This window comes from Arthrobacter sp. 18067, assembly GCF_902706295.1.
Classification (GTDB): domain Bacteria; phylum Actinomycetota; class Actinomycetes; order Actinomycetales; family Micrococcaceae; genus Arthrobacter.
The window spans coordinates 25590-43621 of sequence record NZ_CACSJJ010000007.1 but is presented as its reverse complement, the minus strand read 5'-3'; the positions used below and the strand labels follow the sequence as shown (position 1 = coordinate 43621).

Below are 18032 nucleotides of genomic sequence, written 5' to 3'. Positions count from 1 at the left end.
CGCCAATAATGTCGGAGCCTTCACGGATGATTGCGAAACGCGGTTCATCGTGGATGACTTCGAAATCATCGGAAGCTTTCATAAAGACCAAGACCAGTTTTCCCCTAACTTTGGGCCTAATAATTAGCGTCGATTCGAGCAACGCTTACTCAAGTCGTTTAAATACGTTTAACCATCATCAGTAAAAGGTGGGGTGACCGTGAGGTCACCCCTAAGCCTTCTATCGACCGCGTCTGGTCTGTTGTTGCCTCAAGAGTACATGGCCCGAATCGGGTTAATCCAATCGGGCGAAGTAAGGCTTGTCACAGCCGTTCTAGGCTGCCTGATCGTCCGGTTCGCGGATGATCCACTTGTCCGTTGGCTGGCGCTCGACGTAGTAGAAACCACCCTTCCTAGAAGCGTCATTGGGTGGCGCTTCCGGGTGATAGTTCACGACGACATTCGAGTCGTTGAGAGTCTTGAGCCATGCATCCAGGTAGCGCTGCTCATTCTCGGGCAGCACCTCACCCTTCCGCTGCCGGAGGATGCGACGGAACATGACCATGATGTTCGTTGCCCGATGCTCGGGCAGAATCTTCCAAGGAAGAATCTCGCTATAAGTAGTCCGACCCTGAACCAGGTTCGCCCGGTCTAGGGCCTTCCATACGGCAGCCTCAGTGACTCCGTATTCCTTCGCAATGTCCTTGAGACGCCAGTCGTTGTTGCGCATTCGGCGCAGTGTTGCCGCATCCGGCAGAAGCCGTTTGGTTGGCATCTTTCTCCCATCTCCCCCAAGCCTGAGCAGACCTTCACGTATAACAAACGTATATAAAAGGCACTACTAACTAGGCCGCTCACCATGCTACCCGCAGGTACTTAGAACAACCTGCGAATCTTGGCGCGCGACTTCGTGTCGTAACACCCGGCTAGAACCGCCCAAACGATCGCAGCTAGATCGCATTACGGCATAGATATTACCCCTCATTAGCCCGTGAGGCAAGTCATACATACACATTAAACCATCCCCTTCTATACGGCGATTTGCCTTGCAGAATCAGGGGTTGCTAGGATCATCTGGTTGCCACGGGCGGAAGCCCGAAGTCACGGGGACGTAGCTTAATGGTAAAGCCTCAGTCTTCCAAACTGATTACGCGGGTTCGATTCCCGTCGTCCCCTCCACAAAGAAAGCGCCCCGATCCAAGGATCGGGGCGCTTTTTGTCGCTCCTGCAAGTGCTTTGTTGGGGCTACACCTGGCAGCCGGGGCACCAATAAAGCTTGCGGGCACCAATTTCCGTCATGCCCACAATCGTCCCGCAGGCCCGGCAGGGCATTCCGTCCCGTTTGTAGACGAAGTGGGCATCGGCGTCGGGCGCCATCGCAGCGCCACCGGTCCACACTGTGGGAGGCGTCGTAACAATCCGTCCGTCACGGACGCCGTCGGACATGGCGTCCACCGTGTCGTCCCACAGTTGGCCGGCGGATTCCACGCCGATGCTGCTTCCCGGGGTCCACGGATCCATGGCCTGCCGGAACAGCACTTCGGCGCGATAAATGTTCCCTACGCCGGCCAGAACCGATTGGTCCATCAGCAACAGGGCAACCGCAGTCTTGCGGCGACGCAGGCGGCGGATGAACTCGTCGCGGTCCCCTCCCCTGTTGTGCAACGGATCAGGGCCCAAACGATCCAACACGGCTTGAGCCTCAGCCGAGGTGATGGCAGCGCAGGTCGTGGCACCGCGGAGGTCGGCCCAGCCGTGGTCGGACACCAAACGGACGCGGACGGCGCCCACAGGAGGTGGCGGTCCGACGTATCCAGTGTCATCGGCTGCGGGCCCGGACTCCTTTTCGCCGATGCGACGGGGAGCACCAATACTGGAGGCGCCCGTAAAGGTGCTGTCACCGCCAAAGTTCCACGCACCGTACAGTCCAAGGTGGACGTGCAGGAATAATTCGTGGTCGAACCTGAGGAACAACTGCTTCCCGTGGGCCATGGCCTCAACCATGGTGTGCCCGGTCAACACCTGGGCTCCGGCGGCAAACCGTCCTTGCGGACTGGAGACGTCCAGGCGCCGGCCGCCAAACACATCCTGGAATTGGCGGGCCAGGCGGTGGACCGAGTGCCCTTCAGGCACTACTCGACGATTTCGCCGGTGGTTTCATACACGGCAATTTTGCCGATGCGGCGCACATGGCGTTCGTCGTTGCTGAACGGTTCTTCCAGGAACGCTTCGATGAGCCCGGTGGCTTCTTCAACGGAATGCTGGCGGCCGCCGACGGCAATGACGTTGGCGTCGTTGTGCTCGCGGGCCAGCTTTGCAGTGGAGAGGTTCCATGCCAGCGCAGCGCGAACACCCTTTACCTTGTTGGCGGCGATTTGTTCGCCGTTTCCGGAGCCGCCCAGCACGATGCCCAGAGCGTGGACACCGGCTTCCTGGTCCGCTACGACAGCAACACCGGCGTTGATGCAGAACGACGGGTAGTCGTCCAGTGCGTCATACTCCTTGGGACCGTGGTCCACCACGTCATAGCCCTTGGCAGTGAGGTGGCTGACCAGGTGGGCACTGAGTTCCATGCCGGCGTGGTCCGTAGCGATGTGGACGCGGGGTGTAGTCACAGGAAGTCCATTCTTTCTGGCGCGCGGGTACGGCATAGGGCCGGGCGCGGCGATGAGGGATGCGCTACCTAGGGTACCGCTACCCGGGTTACTGGGCCTGCCCGTCGTCATGTGCCCGATGGGCGGCCCGGTTCAGAATTCCCGCAAGTTTGTCCGCTGAGGCCTTTGTGCCGGCGCTGAGCGCCACCCGGCCCCCATTGAGTTTCCTGACGACGACGGCCGGGCCACTGCTGACGAGCATCGCCGTGGCGTCGTCGTGGTGCCGCCAGCCCCACCCGCCATAATCGGCAGCCTTCACCTCGGTGGGTGCTGCCGTTGCGATATCGACAGCGGGAACGGTCAGGACGCGCACGATGCCGCCGGCAAACACCTGCAATCCTCCCCGGTCGGCGCGTACTCTGGCGAACAGGAATCCGGCGCCACCCAGTGCAGCCACCGCCACCAACGCCCCAAGCCACGGGACCGCGATCGCTATCAAGGCAGCCGGGAACAGTGCGGAGACAATGATCATGACAAATACCGAACTACGGGCATGCACCCACAGCCTGAGCGAGTCACGCGCCAGGTCGGGATCTTCGAGAAGGCTCAGTTCCTCCTGCAGCGCCACGTCGTCCTCCCGTGTCCACCGCGGGTCGGGCTTGAACGCGAACATCATGACGACGCCCAGGGCAACCGCCGCCCCACTGCCCATGGCCAGGATGATCGGGTCCACGTGGGACTGGCGGGCATCAGCCAACCCCGACTGGCCGACCAGTCCGGCTGCCAGCACTGTGGTGATGAAAAGGCTGACCATGAGGCCCACGCCCATCATGACCCGCCGCATGACCACCGGCCGCGTAATTGACACCGCTTGGAGGAAGACCGCCCAACCGCAGAAGGTGATGAGCGCTGCGCCGCCCGCGACGTAAGCGCCGAACGGCGCAAACGAACTGCCGCCGTCGGAGTTCCACATGACGGCTACGGGATTCGGGAGGTCGTTGCGCAGCATCTGGGCGCACACAAGAAAGCCCACGGCGAGGAGCAACGGAAAGGCAACCGCAAACCTCAGTGCGCGGAAATCGAGAGTGTCCCGGAACGATCCCATGATCCAACGCTACTCCGTGGGGCGACACTGTGGTGTTCACTCCTTGCCTTCCCGGCCCGGAGTGAAAGAATGGCTTCACACCAGGGTCCGGCCGCGATCGGCCGGCCATCCCAAAAACTTCCGGAGGCACCACTTGCCAGGCCTGAACCTTACGCGCGACGAAGCCGCGATCCGCGCCCAACTGCTCAATGTCGAGTCGTACAACGTCACCTTGGACCTCACCCAGGGAACCGAAACCTTCGGCTCAACCACCGTGGTCAAGTTTTCTGCGACGCCGGGATCGTCGACGTTCATCGACGCCATCACTGATGCAGTACACAATGTGACGCTGAACGGCACCGAACTCGATCCCGCCGAGGTCTCGGACGGCGTCCGCATCCAACTCCCGGGCCTCGCCGCCGAGAACGAACTCGTGGTCGTGGCAGACGCCCCCTACATGAACACCGGCGAGGGCCTCCACCGCTTCGTTGACCCTGTTGATGGCGAGGTGTACCTGTACACGCAGTTCGAAGTCCCGGACTCGCGGCGCATGTTCGCCGTCTTCGAGCAGCCCGATTTGAAGGCAAGCTTCACGTTCACCGTCACCGCGCCGTCGCACTGGGACGTCATCTCCAACTCCCCCACGCCGGCTCCTGTCGAGGCACCGGCTGCCGGCGACGGCGGCGCGCGCTCAGTGTGGGAGTTCGCGCCCACTCCGCGACTGTCCTCCTACGTCACCGCGTTGATCGCCGGGCCCTACCAGTCGGTCCGCTCCGAGGTCACCAGCTCCGACGGCCGCGTCATCCCGCTGGGAGTCTTCGCCCGGAAGTCGCTCATGCAGTACCTCGACGCGGACAACATCTTCGAGCTCACCCGTCAAGGTTTTGAGTTTTTCGAGGCACAGTTCGGTTGCCCCTACCCGTTCGAAAAGTACGATCAGTTGTTCGTCCCGGAATTCAACGCCGGTGCCATGGAAAACGCCGGAGCAGTGACCATCCTGGAAGGCTACGTCTTCCGCGGCAAAGTAACTGGCGCCCAGATTGAGCGCCGTGCCATCACCGTACTGCACGAACTCGCGCACATGTGGTTCGGGGACCTGGTGACCATGCGATGGTGGAACGACCTCTGGCTCAACGAGTCCTTCGCCGAATACATGTCCCACCTGGCCGCGGTGGAGAACACCGAGTTCGACCGGGCTTGGACCACGTTCGCGTCCGTGGAGAAGTCATGGGCCTATAAGCAGGACCAACTGCCCACCACGCACCCGATCTTCGCCGAGATCAACAACCTGGAGGACGTGGAGGTGAACTTTGACGGCATCACCTACGCCAAGGGCGCCTCCGTGCTGCGGCAGTTGGTGGCCTGGGTGGGTCCGGAGCAGTTCATGGCTGGAGTCCGCACGTACTTCGCCAAACACGCCTGGAAAAACACCGAACTCGCCGACCTCATGGTGGAGCTCGAAGCCGCGTCCGGCCGCGACCTGGATGTGTGGGGGAAGCTCTGGTTGGAAACTGCCGGCGTGAACACCCTCGCGCCCGAACTGGAGGTTTCCGGGGACGGCACCATCACCAGATTCGCGATCCTGCAGACCGCAATCGCCGAACAGCCCACCCTCCGTCCGCACCGCCTCGCTGTTGGCTTCTATTCCTTGTCCGGTGACGGCAAGCTGGAGCGCACCCACCGCGAGGAGCTCGACGTCGACGGCCCCCGCACCGATGTTCCCGCACTGGTGGGACTCACCCGGCCGGACCTGATCCTGCTCAACGACGATGACCTCGCCTACGCCAAGGTCCGCCTCGATGAGCACTCCCTCGCCGCCGCCAAAGCTCACCTCAAGGACTTTGCTGCCAGCCTGCCGCGCACCTTGGTATGGGGCTCGGCCTGGGACGCAGCACGCGACGGCGAAACCCCGGCCCGCGGCTACGTGGACCTGATCCTGGCCAACATCGCCCACGAAACGGATTCCTCGGTCATCCTGGTCCAGCTCCGCCAGCTCGCCACCACCCTGACCTACTACGTAGCGGCCGAACACAAGCTGGACACCACCATTGCGGCTGCCGATAAACTCCGGGAGCTCGCATCCTCGGTAGAAGCCGGCTCGGATGCCCAGTTGCAGTTCGCCAAGTCCTTCGCGCAGCTCGCGCGCAGCGGCGCCCAACTGGACCGCATCCAGGCACTCCTGGACGGAACGGAAACACTGGAAGGCCTGACGATCGATCAGGACATGCGCTGGGAGCTCCTGACCGCCCTCGTGGCGGGCGGACGCCAAGGCCAGGAGCGCATCGACGCCGAGCTTGCCCGCGACAACACCTCCAACGGCCAGAACGCCGCGGCCCAGGCGAAGGCAGCCATCCCTACCGCTGAGGCCAAGGCCGCAGCCTGGGAGTCGATCGTGGTCAACGGAGAGCTATCCAACGCCTTGCAGGCATCCGCTGTCGCTGGCTTTATGAGGGTCCCGGACGCTGCCTTGTTGGAACCTTTCGCTGCCAAGTACTTCGACGCCGTGCCCGGGATCGTCAAGGAACGCACGCACGCATTGGCCCAGCAGATCGTGGTGGGCCTCTACCCGGCACAGCTCACCACCCAAGGCACAGTGGACCGCACGGACGAGTTCCTGGCAGGACTTCCCGAAGAAAGCGCGGCCTTAAGGCGCATGATGCTGGAAAACCGCGACGGCGTGGCCCGGGCCCTCCGCGCACGGGCAGCTGACGTCTAGCCCAGGCACTGCATGAGGCTCGTGCGGACAGTTGACGCCCCATAGCTAAACTGTCCGCATGGGCCTCAACGAACACCACTACGCGCTGACCGTCCGCTGGACCGGAAACCTGGGCGAGGGCACGGTCAGCTACCGGGGATACTCCCGGGACCATGACGTCGAAATCCCAGGTCTTCCCACCTTGCAGGGTTCAGCAGATCCGACGTTCCACGGAGACCGGACACGCTATAACCCGGAGCAACTGCTTCTCGCGGCCTTGTCCCAGTGCCACATGTTGTCTTTCCTGCACGTTGCCGTCAAGCACGGCGTGGTGGTCACCGGCTACGAAGACAACGCCGAAGGCCTCATGAAACTCAACCGGGACGGCAGCGGGCAATTCGAGAGCGTGACGCTCAAGCCGCTGGTCACGATTGCCGATCCCGGCCACGCCGGCTTGATGCCACAGTTACACCACGAAGCCAACCAGGTCTGCTTCATCGCACGCAGCGTCAATTTCCCGGTACACCACGAGCCACGCACGACGGCGGCAGCGGCCTAACGCTGTTCAGCCCGCCACTGCGCCACGAGCCGTTGTTCGGTTTCGCGGCTCAGCCCGGCTTTGCGGTCCCTGTTCAGACCCTTGTGCCTCTCATCCTCAAGTGTCGCCGCAAGCGTCTCCTGCCACGGCCGCAGGATCATCCCCCGCTCCCGTGCAGCACTGTTGGTCCGCGCTTGGAATCCGTCATGGTCCGCCGGTAACCACAAGGGCAGCGAGTCCGGCCCTGCCCAGTAGTCCACCCCTTGCTCCAGCAGCCACTCTTCGTCAGCCCGGACAATGTCTTCAGCCGCAGCCCCGGCTGCGTTTTGCGATTCCTTGAGGTAATCCTCGAACCTCACCACTTCTCCCAAGGCGTTGAACGTTCCAGTCAGCCCATCCTCCACCGCTTGGAGAACCCAGCCTGCAAGATCCCGGACGTCAATGATCTGTGTGGCGTCGTCCGGGACATCGGGCACCAGCACCGGATCAGCGTTGGCCGCGAAACGGGCAGGCCAGTAGCCGTAGCGATCCGTGCCGTCCCCTGGGCCGCCGATGAGCCCCGCCCGGACGATGTGGGCCTTCCCACCCACCATGGCCAGCGTCGTCTGCTCAATTGCCGACTTGGATTCGCCGTAGGTCTCCGGAGTGCCCGCCTGGCCATCCGGCAAGGGCTCCAACAGCGCGGCACTCTCATCGGCGCCGGGGACAGAGTGGTCCGCATAGACGGAGCAACTTGAGACGAAGGTCCAATGGGCAGAGACCGGCCCCAGCCCTTCCAACGCCTCACGCGCCTGCACAGGATCCCGCGACACGTCCACCACGGCATCCCAGCCGCCGTCGAGTTCCTCATAGGCCGCGGCACCCATGGCCCGGTCGCCCCTGACCCACGTGACGCCGTCGGGCGGGTTCGCTGAAGTACCGCGGGCAAAACAAGTGACATCATGCCCGGCGGCAACGGCCTGCCGTGCGATTTCTGCTGAGAGGAAGGCTGTACCACCCAGGACCAGGATGCGCATACCGTCACGCTACGGCGATAGGGTTGTAGGTGGACAGAGTGTTCCGCGCCCGGCGAACACGGGCCGACGACAAGGAGTTATTCCACCTTGACCTCCATCCCCCTGGCAGAAATTGTCACTTTGGAACCCGAAAAGATCGACCTCGTTTCCATCCTCATCACCCTAGGCGTGGGCCTGGGTGTGTGGATCGTGGCGCGGTTCGTTATTTTGCGCATCACCCGAAGAGTGTCTGCGGGAAGTTCCTTCTTCAAGAAAGCCCACTTCAAGTGGGTGCAACCAGCCATCCGCGCACTGGACCACGAGCGCCGCTCACAGCGCGCCGAAACGATCGGCACACTGCTGACGAGCCTTGTGAGCGTCGTAGTGGTGGTGATTGTGATCATCTACGTCCTCAAGTACATGAACGTGGACGTCGCGCCGTTGTTGACCAGCGTCGGCATCCTGGGTGTCGCCATCGGTTTCGGTGCCCAGCAGTTGATCCGTGACTTCCTCGCGGGAATCTTCATCACCATCGAAGACCAGTACGGAATCGGCGACGTCATCGTCACCAGCGAAGTGATTGGTACCGTTGAATCCGTGGGCCTGCGAATTACGCGGGTCCGCGCTGAGGACGGGGCGATCTGGTACCTGCGGAACGGCGAAATCCTGCGAGTGGGCAACCGCTCCCAGGGCGATTATGTGCCGCTCGAGACACCTGAAACGAACGAACCCGGCGCTGCGGCTGCACCCGTAACTGCAGGCGCACCCCGCGTTACCAAGGCCGAGGAGAAGTCCAATGAGTAACAATGCCGGTGCACAACCACCCGCACCACAGGCGGGCCCCCGACGCCAGCTGATGCAGAACGATCCCTTCAGCCAGCCCGCCTACACGGACAGCTTCTACGCCGCAGTTGGCGGCCACGAAACGTTCGTCAAGCTCATCGACGTCTTCTACGACGGCGTGGCCACGGACCCGTTGCTGCGTCCGATGTACCCCGAAGAGGACCTGGGCCCGGCAAAGCGCCGCTTCCTCATGTTCCTGGAGCAGTATTGGGGTGGTCCCACGACCTACGGTGAAGAGCGCGGCCATCCTCGGCTACGCATGCGCCACATGCCTTTCCGGGTGACCCCGGAGGCCAAAGACCGATGGTTGTTCCACATGCGGACGGCCGTGGACTCTTTGGAGCTCTCGCCGTTGCATGAAGGCACGCTGTGGGACTACATGGAGCGCGCAGCGCTGACAATGATCAACAACCCGTCGGCTGGCGCCTGACCCCTAGAAACCGAGTCCCAGGCCTGCGCCGGTGCGCACCAGCACATGGCCGCGGGGGCCGCTCAGGCGGAACCAGCGGCCGTTACGGAACACCCGCTGTTCGGCGTCACCCAGGAAGCCCAGGGCGAAAGCGGCAAACGCCGCCCCCGCGGGAAGGCCGGTAGCGCCGGGAAGTTCACGGCCCCAAACAGCTGCCCGCGCGCTGTTCACCACTGCGGCACCCGCCAAGGCGGGAATCACGCCGGCCACCTCCCCGATGCCGGCCTCCGCTGCCGACTTGAGGTCGGCGTCGTGCATTGTGCCCTGGGCCTCCCAACCGCTTCGAGGGGCGCCAACCCCCGCCCAGGACTCAGAAACGGTCGACGGCGGGATGGGCAGTTCTACGTCCTCGGCGCCCGAGCGGGCCAACCGGTCCATGACGGAGGCCAGGGTGACGGTGACATCTGCTTGGGCAGGCTCGGCGAGGGCCATGGTGCGCAGGCCTAGGATTGTGGGGGTGGACTCCCCCAGGATTCGCGGCCTCAGGACACATACATAGGCAGCCAGGACGCTGCCCGCGGCCTGGAGGCGGATGGCTCCGTCGTCGATGCTTTTTGCCCGGGTAACGAAGGTCCGCAGGTCTGCGAGGTCACGGGGATCGGCGAAGCGGAAGGACTGGGTCAGGACGTCTGTCACATCATCGACTCTACCGGCATGTCCCCGGTTGAGAGGGGTCGGGCCGGCGTCTAAAGTCGAACCATGACTGAGACGAACGCTGGCCTCGAGGTGGAAGCACCCGCAGAAGACCCCATGGAAGTGCTGATTGGCCTGCTGGATCTTGGAGACTTTGACGGCGCCAGGACCAACGAGGACATCTTCCTGGGCCCGTCGCAAAAGCAGCCCCGGCATCGTGTTTTTGGCGGTCAGGTTTTGGCGCAGTCAATGATGGCCGGGATGCGGACCGTCGAACTGGACCGGGCGGCGCACTCCATGCACGGCTATTTCCTGCGGCCCGGCGACGCCAACAAGCCCATCACGTTCGGCGTCGAGAGGCTGCGGGACGGGCGTTCGTTCTCTGCCCGCCGGGTGCACGCGTACCAGGACGGTGTGCCGATTCTTTCGATGATCGCCTCATTCCAGGTGGAAGACAGTGGCCTGGACCATCAAACAACCATGCCCGAAGGCATCCCCGACCCCGAATCACTACCCAGCACCGCAGAGCTGCTGTCCCATTACGACCACCCGATGGCCCGGCATATGTCATCCGAACGTCCTTTCGACGTCCGCCACATTGATCCGGCCCTCTATGTTTCCCCGCCCACCCAGCACGTGGCAAGCAATGCCGTGTGGATGAAAACCATGGGTCCGTTGCCCGATGATCCCAACCTTCACCGTGCCGCCCTGGCCTATGCCAGCGACTACACGCTGTTGGAACCCATTCTCCGCGCCCACGGCCTCGCTTGGATGACGCCGGGAATGAGCGTCGCCAGCCTTGACCACGCCATGTGGTGGCACCGTCCGGTGCGGGTGGACGAGTGGATGCTCTACGTTCAGGAGTCTCCCAGCGCCCAAGGCGCGCGAGGACTCGCCACTGGCCGCATCTTCAACCGCGACGGGCTGCATGTTGCCACCGTGGCCCAAGAGGGTATGGTGCGGATCCCGTAGGCTTTCCAGGCGCTGTGTTACGGCGGGAAGTTTAAACAGAAAGGCCGGTCCCTTGTGGGACCGGCCTTTCTGTTTGTGTGGCTGGACTTCCTAGTCGCGGGTCAGGCGGCGGTGCGTGACGCGGTGCGGCTTGGCAGCATCGGGGCCCAGGCGCTCCACCTTGTTCTCTTCGTAGGAGTCGAAGTTACCTTCGAACCAGTACCACTTGGAGGGGTTCTCGTCGTCACCTTCGTAGGCGAGGATGTGGGTCGCTACCCGGTCGAGGAACCAGCGATCGTGCGAGACCACCACGGCACAACCCGGGAATTCGAGAAGGGCGTTTTCAAGGCTGCCCAGGGTTTCGACGTCGAGGTCGTTGGTAGGTTCGTCAAGCAGCAACAAGTTGCCACCCTGCTTGAGCGTCAAGGCAAGGTTGAGGCGGTTGCGCTCACCACCGGAAAGGACACCGGCCTTCTTCTGCTGGTCCGGTCCTTTGAAGCCGAACGCCGAAACGTAGGCACGCGAAGGCATTTCGACATGACCGACCTGGAGGAAGTCATGGCCTTCCGAAACAACTTCCCAGAGGGATTTGTTGGGATCGATGCCGCCACGGGACTGGTCCACGTAAGAGATCTTCACGGACTCGCCGATCTTGAGCTCACCATCGTCCAAGGGCTCCATGCCGACGATCGTCTTGAACAGCGTGGACTTACCCACACCGTTGGGTCCGATGACGCCAACGATGCCGTTGCGGGGCAGCGAGAAGGAGAGGCCATCGATCAGGACGCGGTCGTCGAAGCCCTTCTTCAGGTTCTTGGCCTCGATGACCAGGGAACCCAGGCGCGGTCCCGGCGGGATCTGAATCTCTTCGAAGTCCAGCTTGCGGGTGCGATCGGCCTCTGCAGCCATTTCCTCGTAGCGGGCAAGACGGGCCTTGGACTTGGTCTGGCGGCCCTTGGCGTTGGAGCGCACCCACTCAAGTTCCTCGGTAAGGCGCTTGGACAGCTTGGCGTCCTTCTTGCCTTGGACCTCCAGACGGGCCTTCTTCTTCTCCAGGTAGGTGGAGTAGTTGCCTTCATACGGGTAGAGGTGGCCGCGGTCAACTTCCGCGATCCACTCGGCCACGTGGTCCAGGAAGTAACGGTCGTGGGTCACGGCAAGGACAGCGCCGGGGTACTGGGAGAGGTGCTGTTCGAGCCACAGCACGCTCTCGGCGTCCAAGTGGTTGGTGGGCTCATCGAGGAGCAGCAGGTCAGGCTTCTGGAGAAGAAGCTTGCACAGGGCCACGCGGCGGCGCTCACCACCGGAGAGGACTGTGACGTCGGAATCAGCCGGCGGGCAACGCAAGGCGTCCATAGCCTGTTCCAGCTGGGAATCGATGTCCCATGCGTCGGCAGCGTCAATGGCTTCCTGCAGCTTGCCCATTTCATCCAGGAGCGTCTCGTAATCCGCGTCCGGGTTGGCCATTTCTTCGGAGATCTCGTTGAAACGCTGGATCTTGCCGTAGATCTCGCCTACACCTTCCTGGACATTGCCCAAGACGGTCTTTTCCTCGTTCAGCGGCGGTTCCTGCAGGAGGATGCCCACGGTGTAGCCGGGGCTCAGGCGGGCCTCGCCGTTTGAAGGGGTGTCCAGTCCGGCCATGATCTTCAGGATGGTGGACTTACCAGCACCGTTCGGTCCCACGACACCGATCTTCGCGCCAGGGTAGAACGACATGCTGACATCGTCCAGAATAAGTTTGTCGCCAACGGCCTTGCGAGCCTTGGTCATCGTGTAAATGAATTCCGCCATGCCCTTAAATCTAATGGCTAGGCGTACATAACTCACATTCGAGGACCTTGGTGCAGCTAGCGGGCGTCTCCGATGAAGCATTTTCCGGTGGCCAGCGCCGGCAGCACTGTTACTGTCACACCACCGTCGCGGATCTGCCCCATGACACAGCTTTTCCCGGTCAGGGCCGCGGCTTCCATTGCGTCGACGTCAAGGCCGGTTGGCGTCCGGCTCACTGAAACCTCAACATTGGCCTTTGGAATGCCGGCAGAAACCAAGGCCGCCCGTAACGCTTCCCGGTCTGGTTTGGGATTACCGGCAACAAGGTTCTTCAACGTCGTTTCGACTGCGGCGGTAGTCGCGGCAACGGCGGGATCCACGGTGCCCGTGACGTCGGAGCTGGTGGAAGGTGCCGGCGTGGCGGCCTCCTGGCCCGCGGATAACCCGGGGGAAGCCGTGCAGCCCGTCATCATCAATGCCGCGGCAATGACCAAAGCCAATCCGGCGACGCGGACTTTCGCTGCATCTGCTGCCCTGCCGCAAATCCGGGCGGTTCTCGTGCTCATCACCTAGCCATTGTGCCATTCACACAGAATCCCGAACGGCGTAGCGTTTCTCCCGGATGGTTTCGCCGTCAGGGTTGAGGAATGGAGAGCAGCACTATGAGCGGACAAGCACGTGATGCAGTCGCATCGACCACCGTCCCTGCCCCGCCCGAAAGAGTGTGGGAGGCCCTGACTGATCCTGCGCTCATCCAGCAGTACTTCCTCGGAACCAACGTCGCGACCACCTGGCAGGTAGGCGATCCGATTACGTACTCCGGGGAGTACAACGGCAAGGGCTACGAGGACAAAGGGACGATCCTCGCCTTCGATCCCCCGGAGTTGTTGAAGACCACGCACTACAGCCCGACCTCGGGGCTTCCTGACGCTCCGGAAAATTACCACACTGTGGAGTACAGGGTGGCCGAAGCAGCTGACGGAACAACGGTGACGATCAGTCAGAGCAACAATTCCAGTGATGAAGAGGTGGAGCAGTCGACTGCCACTTGGCAGTTGGTGCTGCAGAATCTCAAGGAATTTCTTGAGTCGAGGCCATAAGCGTCATCCCCCTTGGACGCTTGTTCCAAGGGGGATGCATTTTGTGCCCCAGGAGGGAATCGAACCCCCGACCGGCGGATTACAAGGTTGGAGATTCAGAAGGACCCGGCACGGTCGTAAGCTTCCCCGTCCGTCGCCGCCCGATCTTCGAAGATCACCCCTCGGAGATCGCAGCGTGAGCAGCGTATGGCAGCGCGTCAACGAAGCTCGCCTAGAGGAAGGCCACTATGCGGCCCTCGGGCCCCAATGCCTCCAGGCAGGACGGAATCCTGATTACTTCTTCGACAGGGCAGGGCTGTACCGCGCCGAGCGTTACGACTTTGAAGCTACTGGCGACATCATTGGCCCGCTACGAGATGCCCGGAACCGTGAACGCTTTCCCGGCGTGAAGTCGTTCCAAACAAATCGCTCCATTTCGGAGCCGATCTAACCCACTTAACGATTAATGCCGGTCGGATGCTGCAAACATCCGACCGGCTTGGCGAACAGTCCCCGGCTACGGACCCTGCTCGCGGTAACAGTCTAACTATTGCCGTGCCCATTTTCCATACCCGTGTGGCTGTATCGCGCCCTCATAACAGAGGCGGTACGGCTACCCCGCCTGGTCATCACGCGATCACACAACACGCTAAGCCCGGATTCTGTGGGCTGCTTACTGGGTCAGAGCCAGTTCCTTTTTCGAGCGCACGGGCAGGGTTGATAAAGCGAGCCGAAAGGCCGCACATGCGAAGGAGTGCCAAGACCGATCGTGAAGCCACATCTAATGTCGTTTCACCAGATCCGTGCGCACATGCCGCCACTGCCCCGGAGTAATGCCCGAGGCCTTGCTAGCTGCCCTCACGGGCAGCCAACCGACGACGACCAACCGACCGACGCGGTGTCACAGTCACAGCTTGCCTTGAACGAACCAACAAATTTTTTTTGCTTGGTTCTGACAAGGCAGGCCCCTGCCCTCCCCCTCCCTTCCCTCCCTCTGCGGTATCGGCAAAACCAAAAGCAAAGGGCCTGCGATGCAGGCCCCGATCCCCCACCATCAGGAACCTTCCAGATTATCGATCCGCAGGATCGAGTAATTCAGTGTAGAAAATACTGAAATCTTCAATCATAGCCAGGGGGCAACAATGAACACGGAAGACACGCTGAGCTACTGGACTGCCTGCATGAAAGCAGCCGACCTCACGCCGAAGACGATCAGGGAGCGCCTGATCTTTATCCGCCAACTGGCGCGCGACGTCGAGAGTCTAGAGACAGTGACCAGGCGTGATCTTATCCACTGGACCGCTAAGCAAAATTGGTCCAACTCGACCCGTGTTCACAGGCGTTCCGGGCTGCATACCTTTTTCGCCTGGATGCAGGATGAAGAGCTGCGGCTGGACAATCCCGCCTACCGACTCCCCCGCGTTGCCACTCGCAAGCGTGAACCGAATCCGTTCAGCATCGACGAAATCAACACACTGCTTCACGGCGGGATCTACCGTAAGACTCGGGTCATGGTTGCACTTCACTATTACCTCGGGTTGCGCGTGTCCGAGATCGCGGCGGTCAACGGCGACGACATCGACTGGACAGCGAAGACGCTCACCACGATCGGCAAAGGAAGGAAACAGGCGACCCTGCCCGTCCCCGAGGCGATCTGGCCCTACTTCCTGCAGATGCCGAAGGCCGGCTATTGGTTTCCGAACCGAACGCCGAACCGGTTGTTCCCCGAACCAGGCGAGGGGCACATCATTGGCAACTCAGTATCCGGGCTCATCGGCGAGGCGATCAAACGCGCCGGCCTCAAGCATCGTCCTCACGATTTGCGGGCGTCCCTCGCAACTGAGATGCACGACGCCGGCGTTAGTGACTTTGTTGTTCAGCGCAGCATGCGGCATTCCAACATGGACACTACGACTGTGTATCTCAAGCTTCGCCCGGAAGGCATTCGCCACGGCTTCGACTCGCTCCCTACCGTTGACATGCCCGAACGGTCAGGGAGGAAACGGCAGACCGAAAGCAGTCCCGAGCTTGAACGGATCGCAGCCTAAGCACAAGAAAAGGGGCCGGCCACAAAATGTGGCCGGCCCCTTACCATGTGCCCCAGGAGGGAATCGAACCCCCGACCGGAGGATTAGAAAGCCTCTGCTCTATCCCCTGAGCTACTGGGGCCGGGCGCAATACAGTGTAGCTCTACCATCTCAAGGCCGACAAAAGTCGCACGATTTGCGCGTTATGCTTTCGGAGACGTCACATCGACACCGCCATTAGAAGGACACCCGGGGACCATGATCTTGTATTCCACATTTACGAACGCTCCCCATGAGCAGTTCCAGGGCTATTGCTTCGTAGGCGCTGATTACGTCTATGGCCCCTACGGCGCACGGCAGAGGAACACCGAGACAGGACATCCGATTGGTCCCGGGAATGATGGCTGCTACGTCAACGTCCGCCGCGCAGGGAACGACTGGGAATTCGGCGTAGATGCAATGGGCATGTCGCGCCTGTTTTACTACCAGGCCGATGACGTGTGGGCGGTATCTACCTCACTCGCCGCGCTGGCCGACCACCTCCGAGACAATAACGTCCGCATCCGACCCAACTACGCGCAACTGACGGGGCTGGGGTCCCGGGGCCGTCTCACTGACCAAATGGCTTCGTTCCACACCGTGTTCGAGGGAATCCGAGTAGCACCATCGGGGCATGTCATAGTCCTTCGCGGTGACCGTCTAGAAGTCCGCCAAATCGAAAGAGGAAAGCGACCGGCCACATACGCGGAAGGGCTTTCGAACTTCCTCGAGCTTTGGGTTTCCCGCATCGCCGGCATACTGGCTGACCGTCGGGCGCATCTTGAATGCGATCTGTCGGGCGGGATCGACTCGCGGACCGTCTTCGCTATCGTGCGCGCCGCAGCCTCGGCCGTTGAGGGCGCTGCGGACCGTATCGACTTGAGAAGCAACGAGAAGCAAACAGAAGACTTCGTTTCCGCGTCGGGAATCGCAAAAGAGTACGGGCTCGAGTTGAACAAGCCCGGAGCTAGAATCGGAGCCCGCCTCAGGAAAGGGCGGGCCCCGGTATCGTGGCGCGATGGTTGCATGGGCAACTACCTATTGACGTACTTCAATAAGGTAGGCTCCCACCCCTTCGCGATGCACTGCCACGGCGCAGGCGGCGAAATATACAGGAATGCATACGCGGGTAGCTTGCCCACGAGAGTGGCCGACAAACAAGAACAGGACTTCCCTGCGCACTTCTACGGCGCTTGGCGAGGCGACTTCTTGGAATCAGTGGACTATTTGAAGTCATGGCTTCCTGAGATGGACCCAATGCAAGCGCACTATCGGGAGTTCCGGAACAGGTTCCATTTCGGTCATCGGCCTCACAGCTCGGTCGTTCTTTCCATGCTCAACAGCGCGGAACTCGAATTCGTTGCTGACTACCCCGAAGTTGTCACAAGCCGACAGCTGTATTTTGACGTGATGGAAAGTCTTGTGCCGGGGCTCGCGCATATGCCCTATGACAAGGACAGCAAAGCACCCACCAGCAAGAACCTCGAAAACCTTACTGTGTTGGACGTCATGGACAACATCGAACCAGGGACCGTGTACGCGCAGGAAGACTGGGAATCTGGACTCGCCGAGCAGAGCAGCGAGTACGGCTTTACCGAGTTCCTGGCTGACGGCGCGGCGGCCGTCAATGATCCTGCAGTTCAGAGCTTCGTAGGGCCGGAGATGATTTCCAACGCAAGGGCGGCGCTTGAATACGGCGCCCTTCACGGAAGATTCTCGCATCCGAACGGGATTGAAACAAAGGATCTGAACTACTGCCTGACCGTCGCTTGGGTACTGCGCACCCCGATAGCGCCTGAGCCCGCGGTAGACCTAGCGCCGAGGGCCCACCATGATGGAACATTTGGGGCTTCGGACGACATCGAGGACGCCACCGTAAACGGTCGGCTCATCTGTGCAATCTGTGGAAAAGGCACCCTGTCCGAACCATGCCAAGAACACCAGCCACAAGCATGGGCTGCGCATATCGCGGGCAATTCCCCTTCAACGGTCTCTTAACGACAAAGGACCCCACCCGGACGGGTGGGGTCCTTTGTTCTGATTAGGCTCGGTGCTTTGGCTCGTCGTCATAGACCGGCTGCTTGCTGCTGCCGAGCAGGGCCCGGGTAAGCCAGTCAGGCATCCGCGGTTCGAGCCAGCGCCAGAGTGCATACCAGGCGGCGCCGATGACGGCGATCAGGATCGGCAGAGCGAGTTCCGAGAGCCCGAGTAGCTGCTCGCGGAACGGTTCAAAAATCGGCAGGGCGACAAGCAGCCAACCGATGACCAGCGCCCATATCCACGATACGAACGTGCGCAGCAGCGAGATCCCCAGCATCCGGAGTCCAGTCACG

18 protein-coding genes and 2 tRNA genes are annotated in these 18032 nt (G+C 61.6%); 10 read left to right on the top strand and 10 right to left on the bottom strand.

Annotated elements, in window-relative coordinates; all coding sequences use genetic code 11:
• Positions 1–313 precede the first annotated feature (313 nt).
• A complete protein-coding gene (locus GVL04_RS08560; RefSeq protein WP_159702554.1) occupies positions 314–754 on the bottom strand; it encodes a hypothetical protein in 441 nt (146 codons plus the stop codon).
• 330 nt (positions 755–1084) lie between these two features.
• On the opposite strand from GVL04_RS08560, the gene GVL04_RS08555 reads away from it, so the two are divergent.
• Positions 1085–1158, top strand: a tRNA-Gly gene (locus tag GVL04_RS08555).
• 66 nt (positions 1159–1224) lie between these two features.
• Here the strand turns inward: GVL04_RS08555 and GVL04_RS08550 are convergent.
• The 3 genes from GVL04_RS08550 to GVL04_RS08540 are packed head-to-tail and all read right to left on the bottom strand — an operon-like array spanning position 1225 to position 3678.
• Positions 1225–2112, bottom strand: coding sequence for an Fpg/Nei family DNA glycosylase (locus GVL04_RS08550; RefSeq protein ID WP_159702551.1), 888 nt, complete (start codon positions 2110–2112; stop codon positions 1225–1227).
• Positions 2112–2630, bottom strand: coding sequence for a ribose-5-phosphate isomerase (locus GVL04_RS08545; protein ID WP_159702548.1), 519 nt, complete (start codon positions 2628–2630; stop codon positions 2112–2114). The genes GVL04_RS08550 and GVL04_RS08545 overlap by 1 nt, the downstream gene beginning before the upstream one ends.
• A gap of 52 nt (positions 2631–2682) precedes the next feature.
• A complete protein-coding gene (locus GVL04_RS08540; RefSeq protein WP_159702545.1) occupies positions 2683–3678 on the bottom strand; it encodes a hypothetical protein in 996 nt (331 codons plus the stop codon).
• Positions 3679–3811: 133 nt separating this feature from the next.
• Between GVL04_RS08540 and pepN the strand changes: the two genes are divergently transcribed.
• Positions 3812–6373 (top strand): aminopeptidase N, encoded by a 2562-nt coding sequence (pepN, locus tag GVL04_RS08535; RefSeq protein ID WP_159702542.1) that lies wholly within the window; start codon positions 3812–3814, stop codon positions 6371–6373.
• 58 nt (positions 6374–6431) lie between these two features.
• Positions 6432–6911: an OsmC family protein gene (locus tag GVL04_RS08530; protein ID WP_159702539.1), complete on the top strand. Its 480-nt coding sequence runs from the start codon at positions 6432–6434 to the stop codon at positions 6909–6911.
• Here the strand turns inward: GVL04_RS08530 and GVL04_RS08525 are convergent.
• Positions 6908–7906 carry an epimerase gene (locus GVL04_RS08525; protein WP_159702536.1) on the bottom strand — a complete coding sequence of 333 codons (999 nt, stop codon included), beginning with the start codon at positions 7904–7906 and terminating at the stop codon, positions 6908–6910. The genes GVL04_RS08530 and GVL04_RS08525 overlap by 4 nt on opposite strands.
• Before the next feature lie 87 nt (positions 7907–7993).
• Between GVL04_RS08525 and GVL04_RS08520 the strand changes: the two genes are divergently transcribed.
• Positions 7994–8689: a mechanosensitive ion channel family protein gene (locus GVL04_RS08520; RefSeq protein ID WP_159702533.1), complete on the top strand. Its 696-nt coding sequence runs from the start codon at positions 7994–7996 to the stop codon at positions 8687–8689.
• On the top strand, positions 8682–9158 hold the full coding sequence (locus GVL04_RS08515) for a globin (protein ID WP_159702530.1): 477 nt from the start codon (positions 8682–8684) through the stop codon (positions 9156–9158). The genes GVL04_RS08520 and GVL04_RS08515 overlap by 8 nt, the downstream gene beginning before the upstream one ends.
• 3 nt (positions 9159–9161) lie before the next feature.
• Here the strand turns inward: GVL04_RS08515 and GVL04_RS08510 are convergent, their stop codons facing one another.
• Positions 9162–9833 (bottom strand): hypothetical protein, encoded by a 672-nt coding sequence (locus GVL04_RS08510; protein ID WP_159702527.1) that lies wholly within the window; start codon positions 9831–9833, stop codon positions 9162–9164.
• 63 nt (positions 9834–9896) lie between these two features.
• Here GVL04_RS08510 and GVL04_RS08505 point away from each other — a divergent pair, with 63 nt between their 5' ends.
• Complete coding sequence (locus GVL04_RS08505; protein ID WP_159702524.1) at positions 9897–10802, top strand: acyl-CoA thioesterase II; 906 nt, start codon at positions 9897–9899, stop codon at positions 10800–10802.
• A gap of 90 nt (positions 10803–10892) precedes the next feature.
• Here the strand turns inward: GVL04_RS08505 and ettA are convergent, their stop codons facing one another.
• A complete protein-coding gene (gene ettA, locus GVL04_RS08500) occupies positions 10893–12575 on the bottom strand; it encodes an energy-dependent translational throttle protein EttA (protein WP_105693031.1) in 1683 nt (560 codons plus the stop codon).
• 56 nt (positions 12576–12631) lie between these two features.
• Positions 12632–13120, bottom strand: a complete 489-nt coding sequence (locus tag GVL04_RS24645) for a hypothetical protein (RefSeq protein WP_235036218.1) — start codon at positions 13118–13120, stop codon at positions 12632–12634.
• A gap of 96 nt (positions 13121–13216) precedes the next feature.
• Between GVL04_RS24645 and GVL04_RS08490 the strand changes: the two genes are divergently transcribed.
• The 3 genes from GVL04_RS08490 to GVL04_RS08480 all read left to right on the top strand — a co-directional run bounded on the left by GVL04_RS08490 (position 13217) and on the right by GVL04_RS08480 (position 15681).
• Positions 13217–13654 (top strand): SRPBCC domain-containing protein, encoded by a 438-nt coding sequence (locus tag GVL04_RS08490; RefSeq protein ID WP_159702521.1) that lies wholly within the window; start codon positions 13217–13219, stop codon positions 13652–13654.
• A 175-nt stretch (positions 13655–13829) separates the two neighbouring features.
• Entirely contained in the window at positions 13830–14084 is a 255-nt protein-coding gene (locus GVL04_RS08485; RefSeq protein ID WP_159702518.1) for a hypothetical protein, read from the top strand.
• A gap of 691 nt (positions 14085–14775) precedes the next feature.
• Positions 14776–15681 (top strand): site-specific integrase, encoded by a 906-nt coding sequence (locus tag GVL04_RS08480; RefSeq protein WP_159702515.1) that lies wholly within the window; start codon positions 14776–14778, stop codon positions 15679–15681.
• 48 nt (positions 15682–15729) lie between these two features.
• On the opposite strand, the gene GVL04_RS08475 is transcribed toward GVL04_RS08480, so the two are convergent.
• Positions 15730–15802 (bottom strand) — tRNA-Arg (locus GVL04_RS08475).
• Positions 15803–16125: 323 nt separating this feature from the next.
• Between GVL04_RS08475 and GVL04_RS08470 the strand changes: the two genes are divergently transcribed.
• Complete coding sequence (locus GVL04_RS08470; RefSeq protein ID WP_159702512.1) at positions 16126–17697, top strand: hypothetical protein; 1572 nt, start codon at positions 16126–16128, stop codon at positions 17695–17697.
• Positions 17698–17740: 43 nt separating this feature from the next.
• Here GVL04_RS08470 and GVL04_RS08465 read toward each other — a convergent pair whose 3' ends face one another.
• Positions 17741–18031: a hypothetical protein gene (locus tag GVL04_RS08465; RefSeq protein ID WP_159702509.1), complete on the bottom strand. Its 291-nt coding sequence runs from the start codon at positions 18029–18031 to the stop codon at positions 17741–17743.
• Position 18032 lies beyond the last annotated feature (1 nt).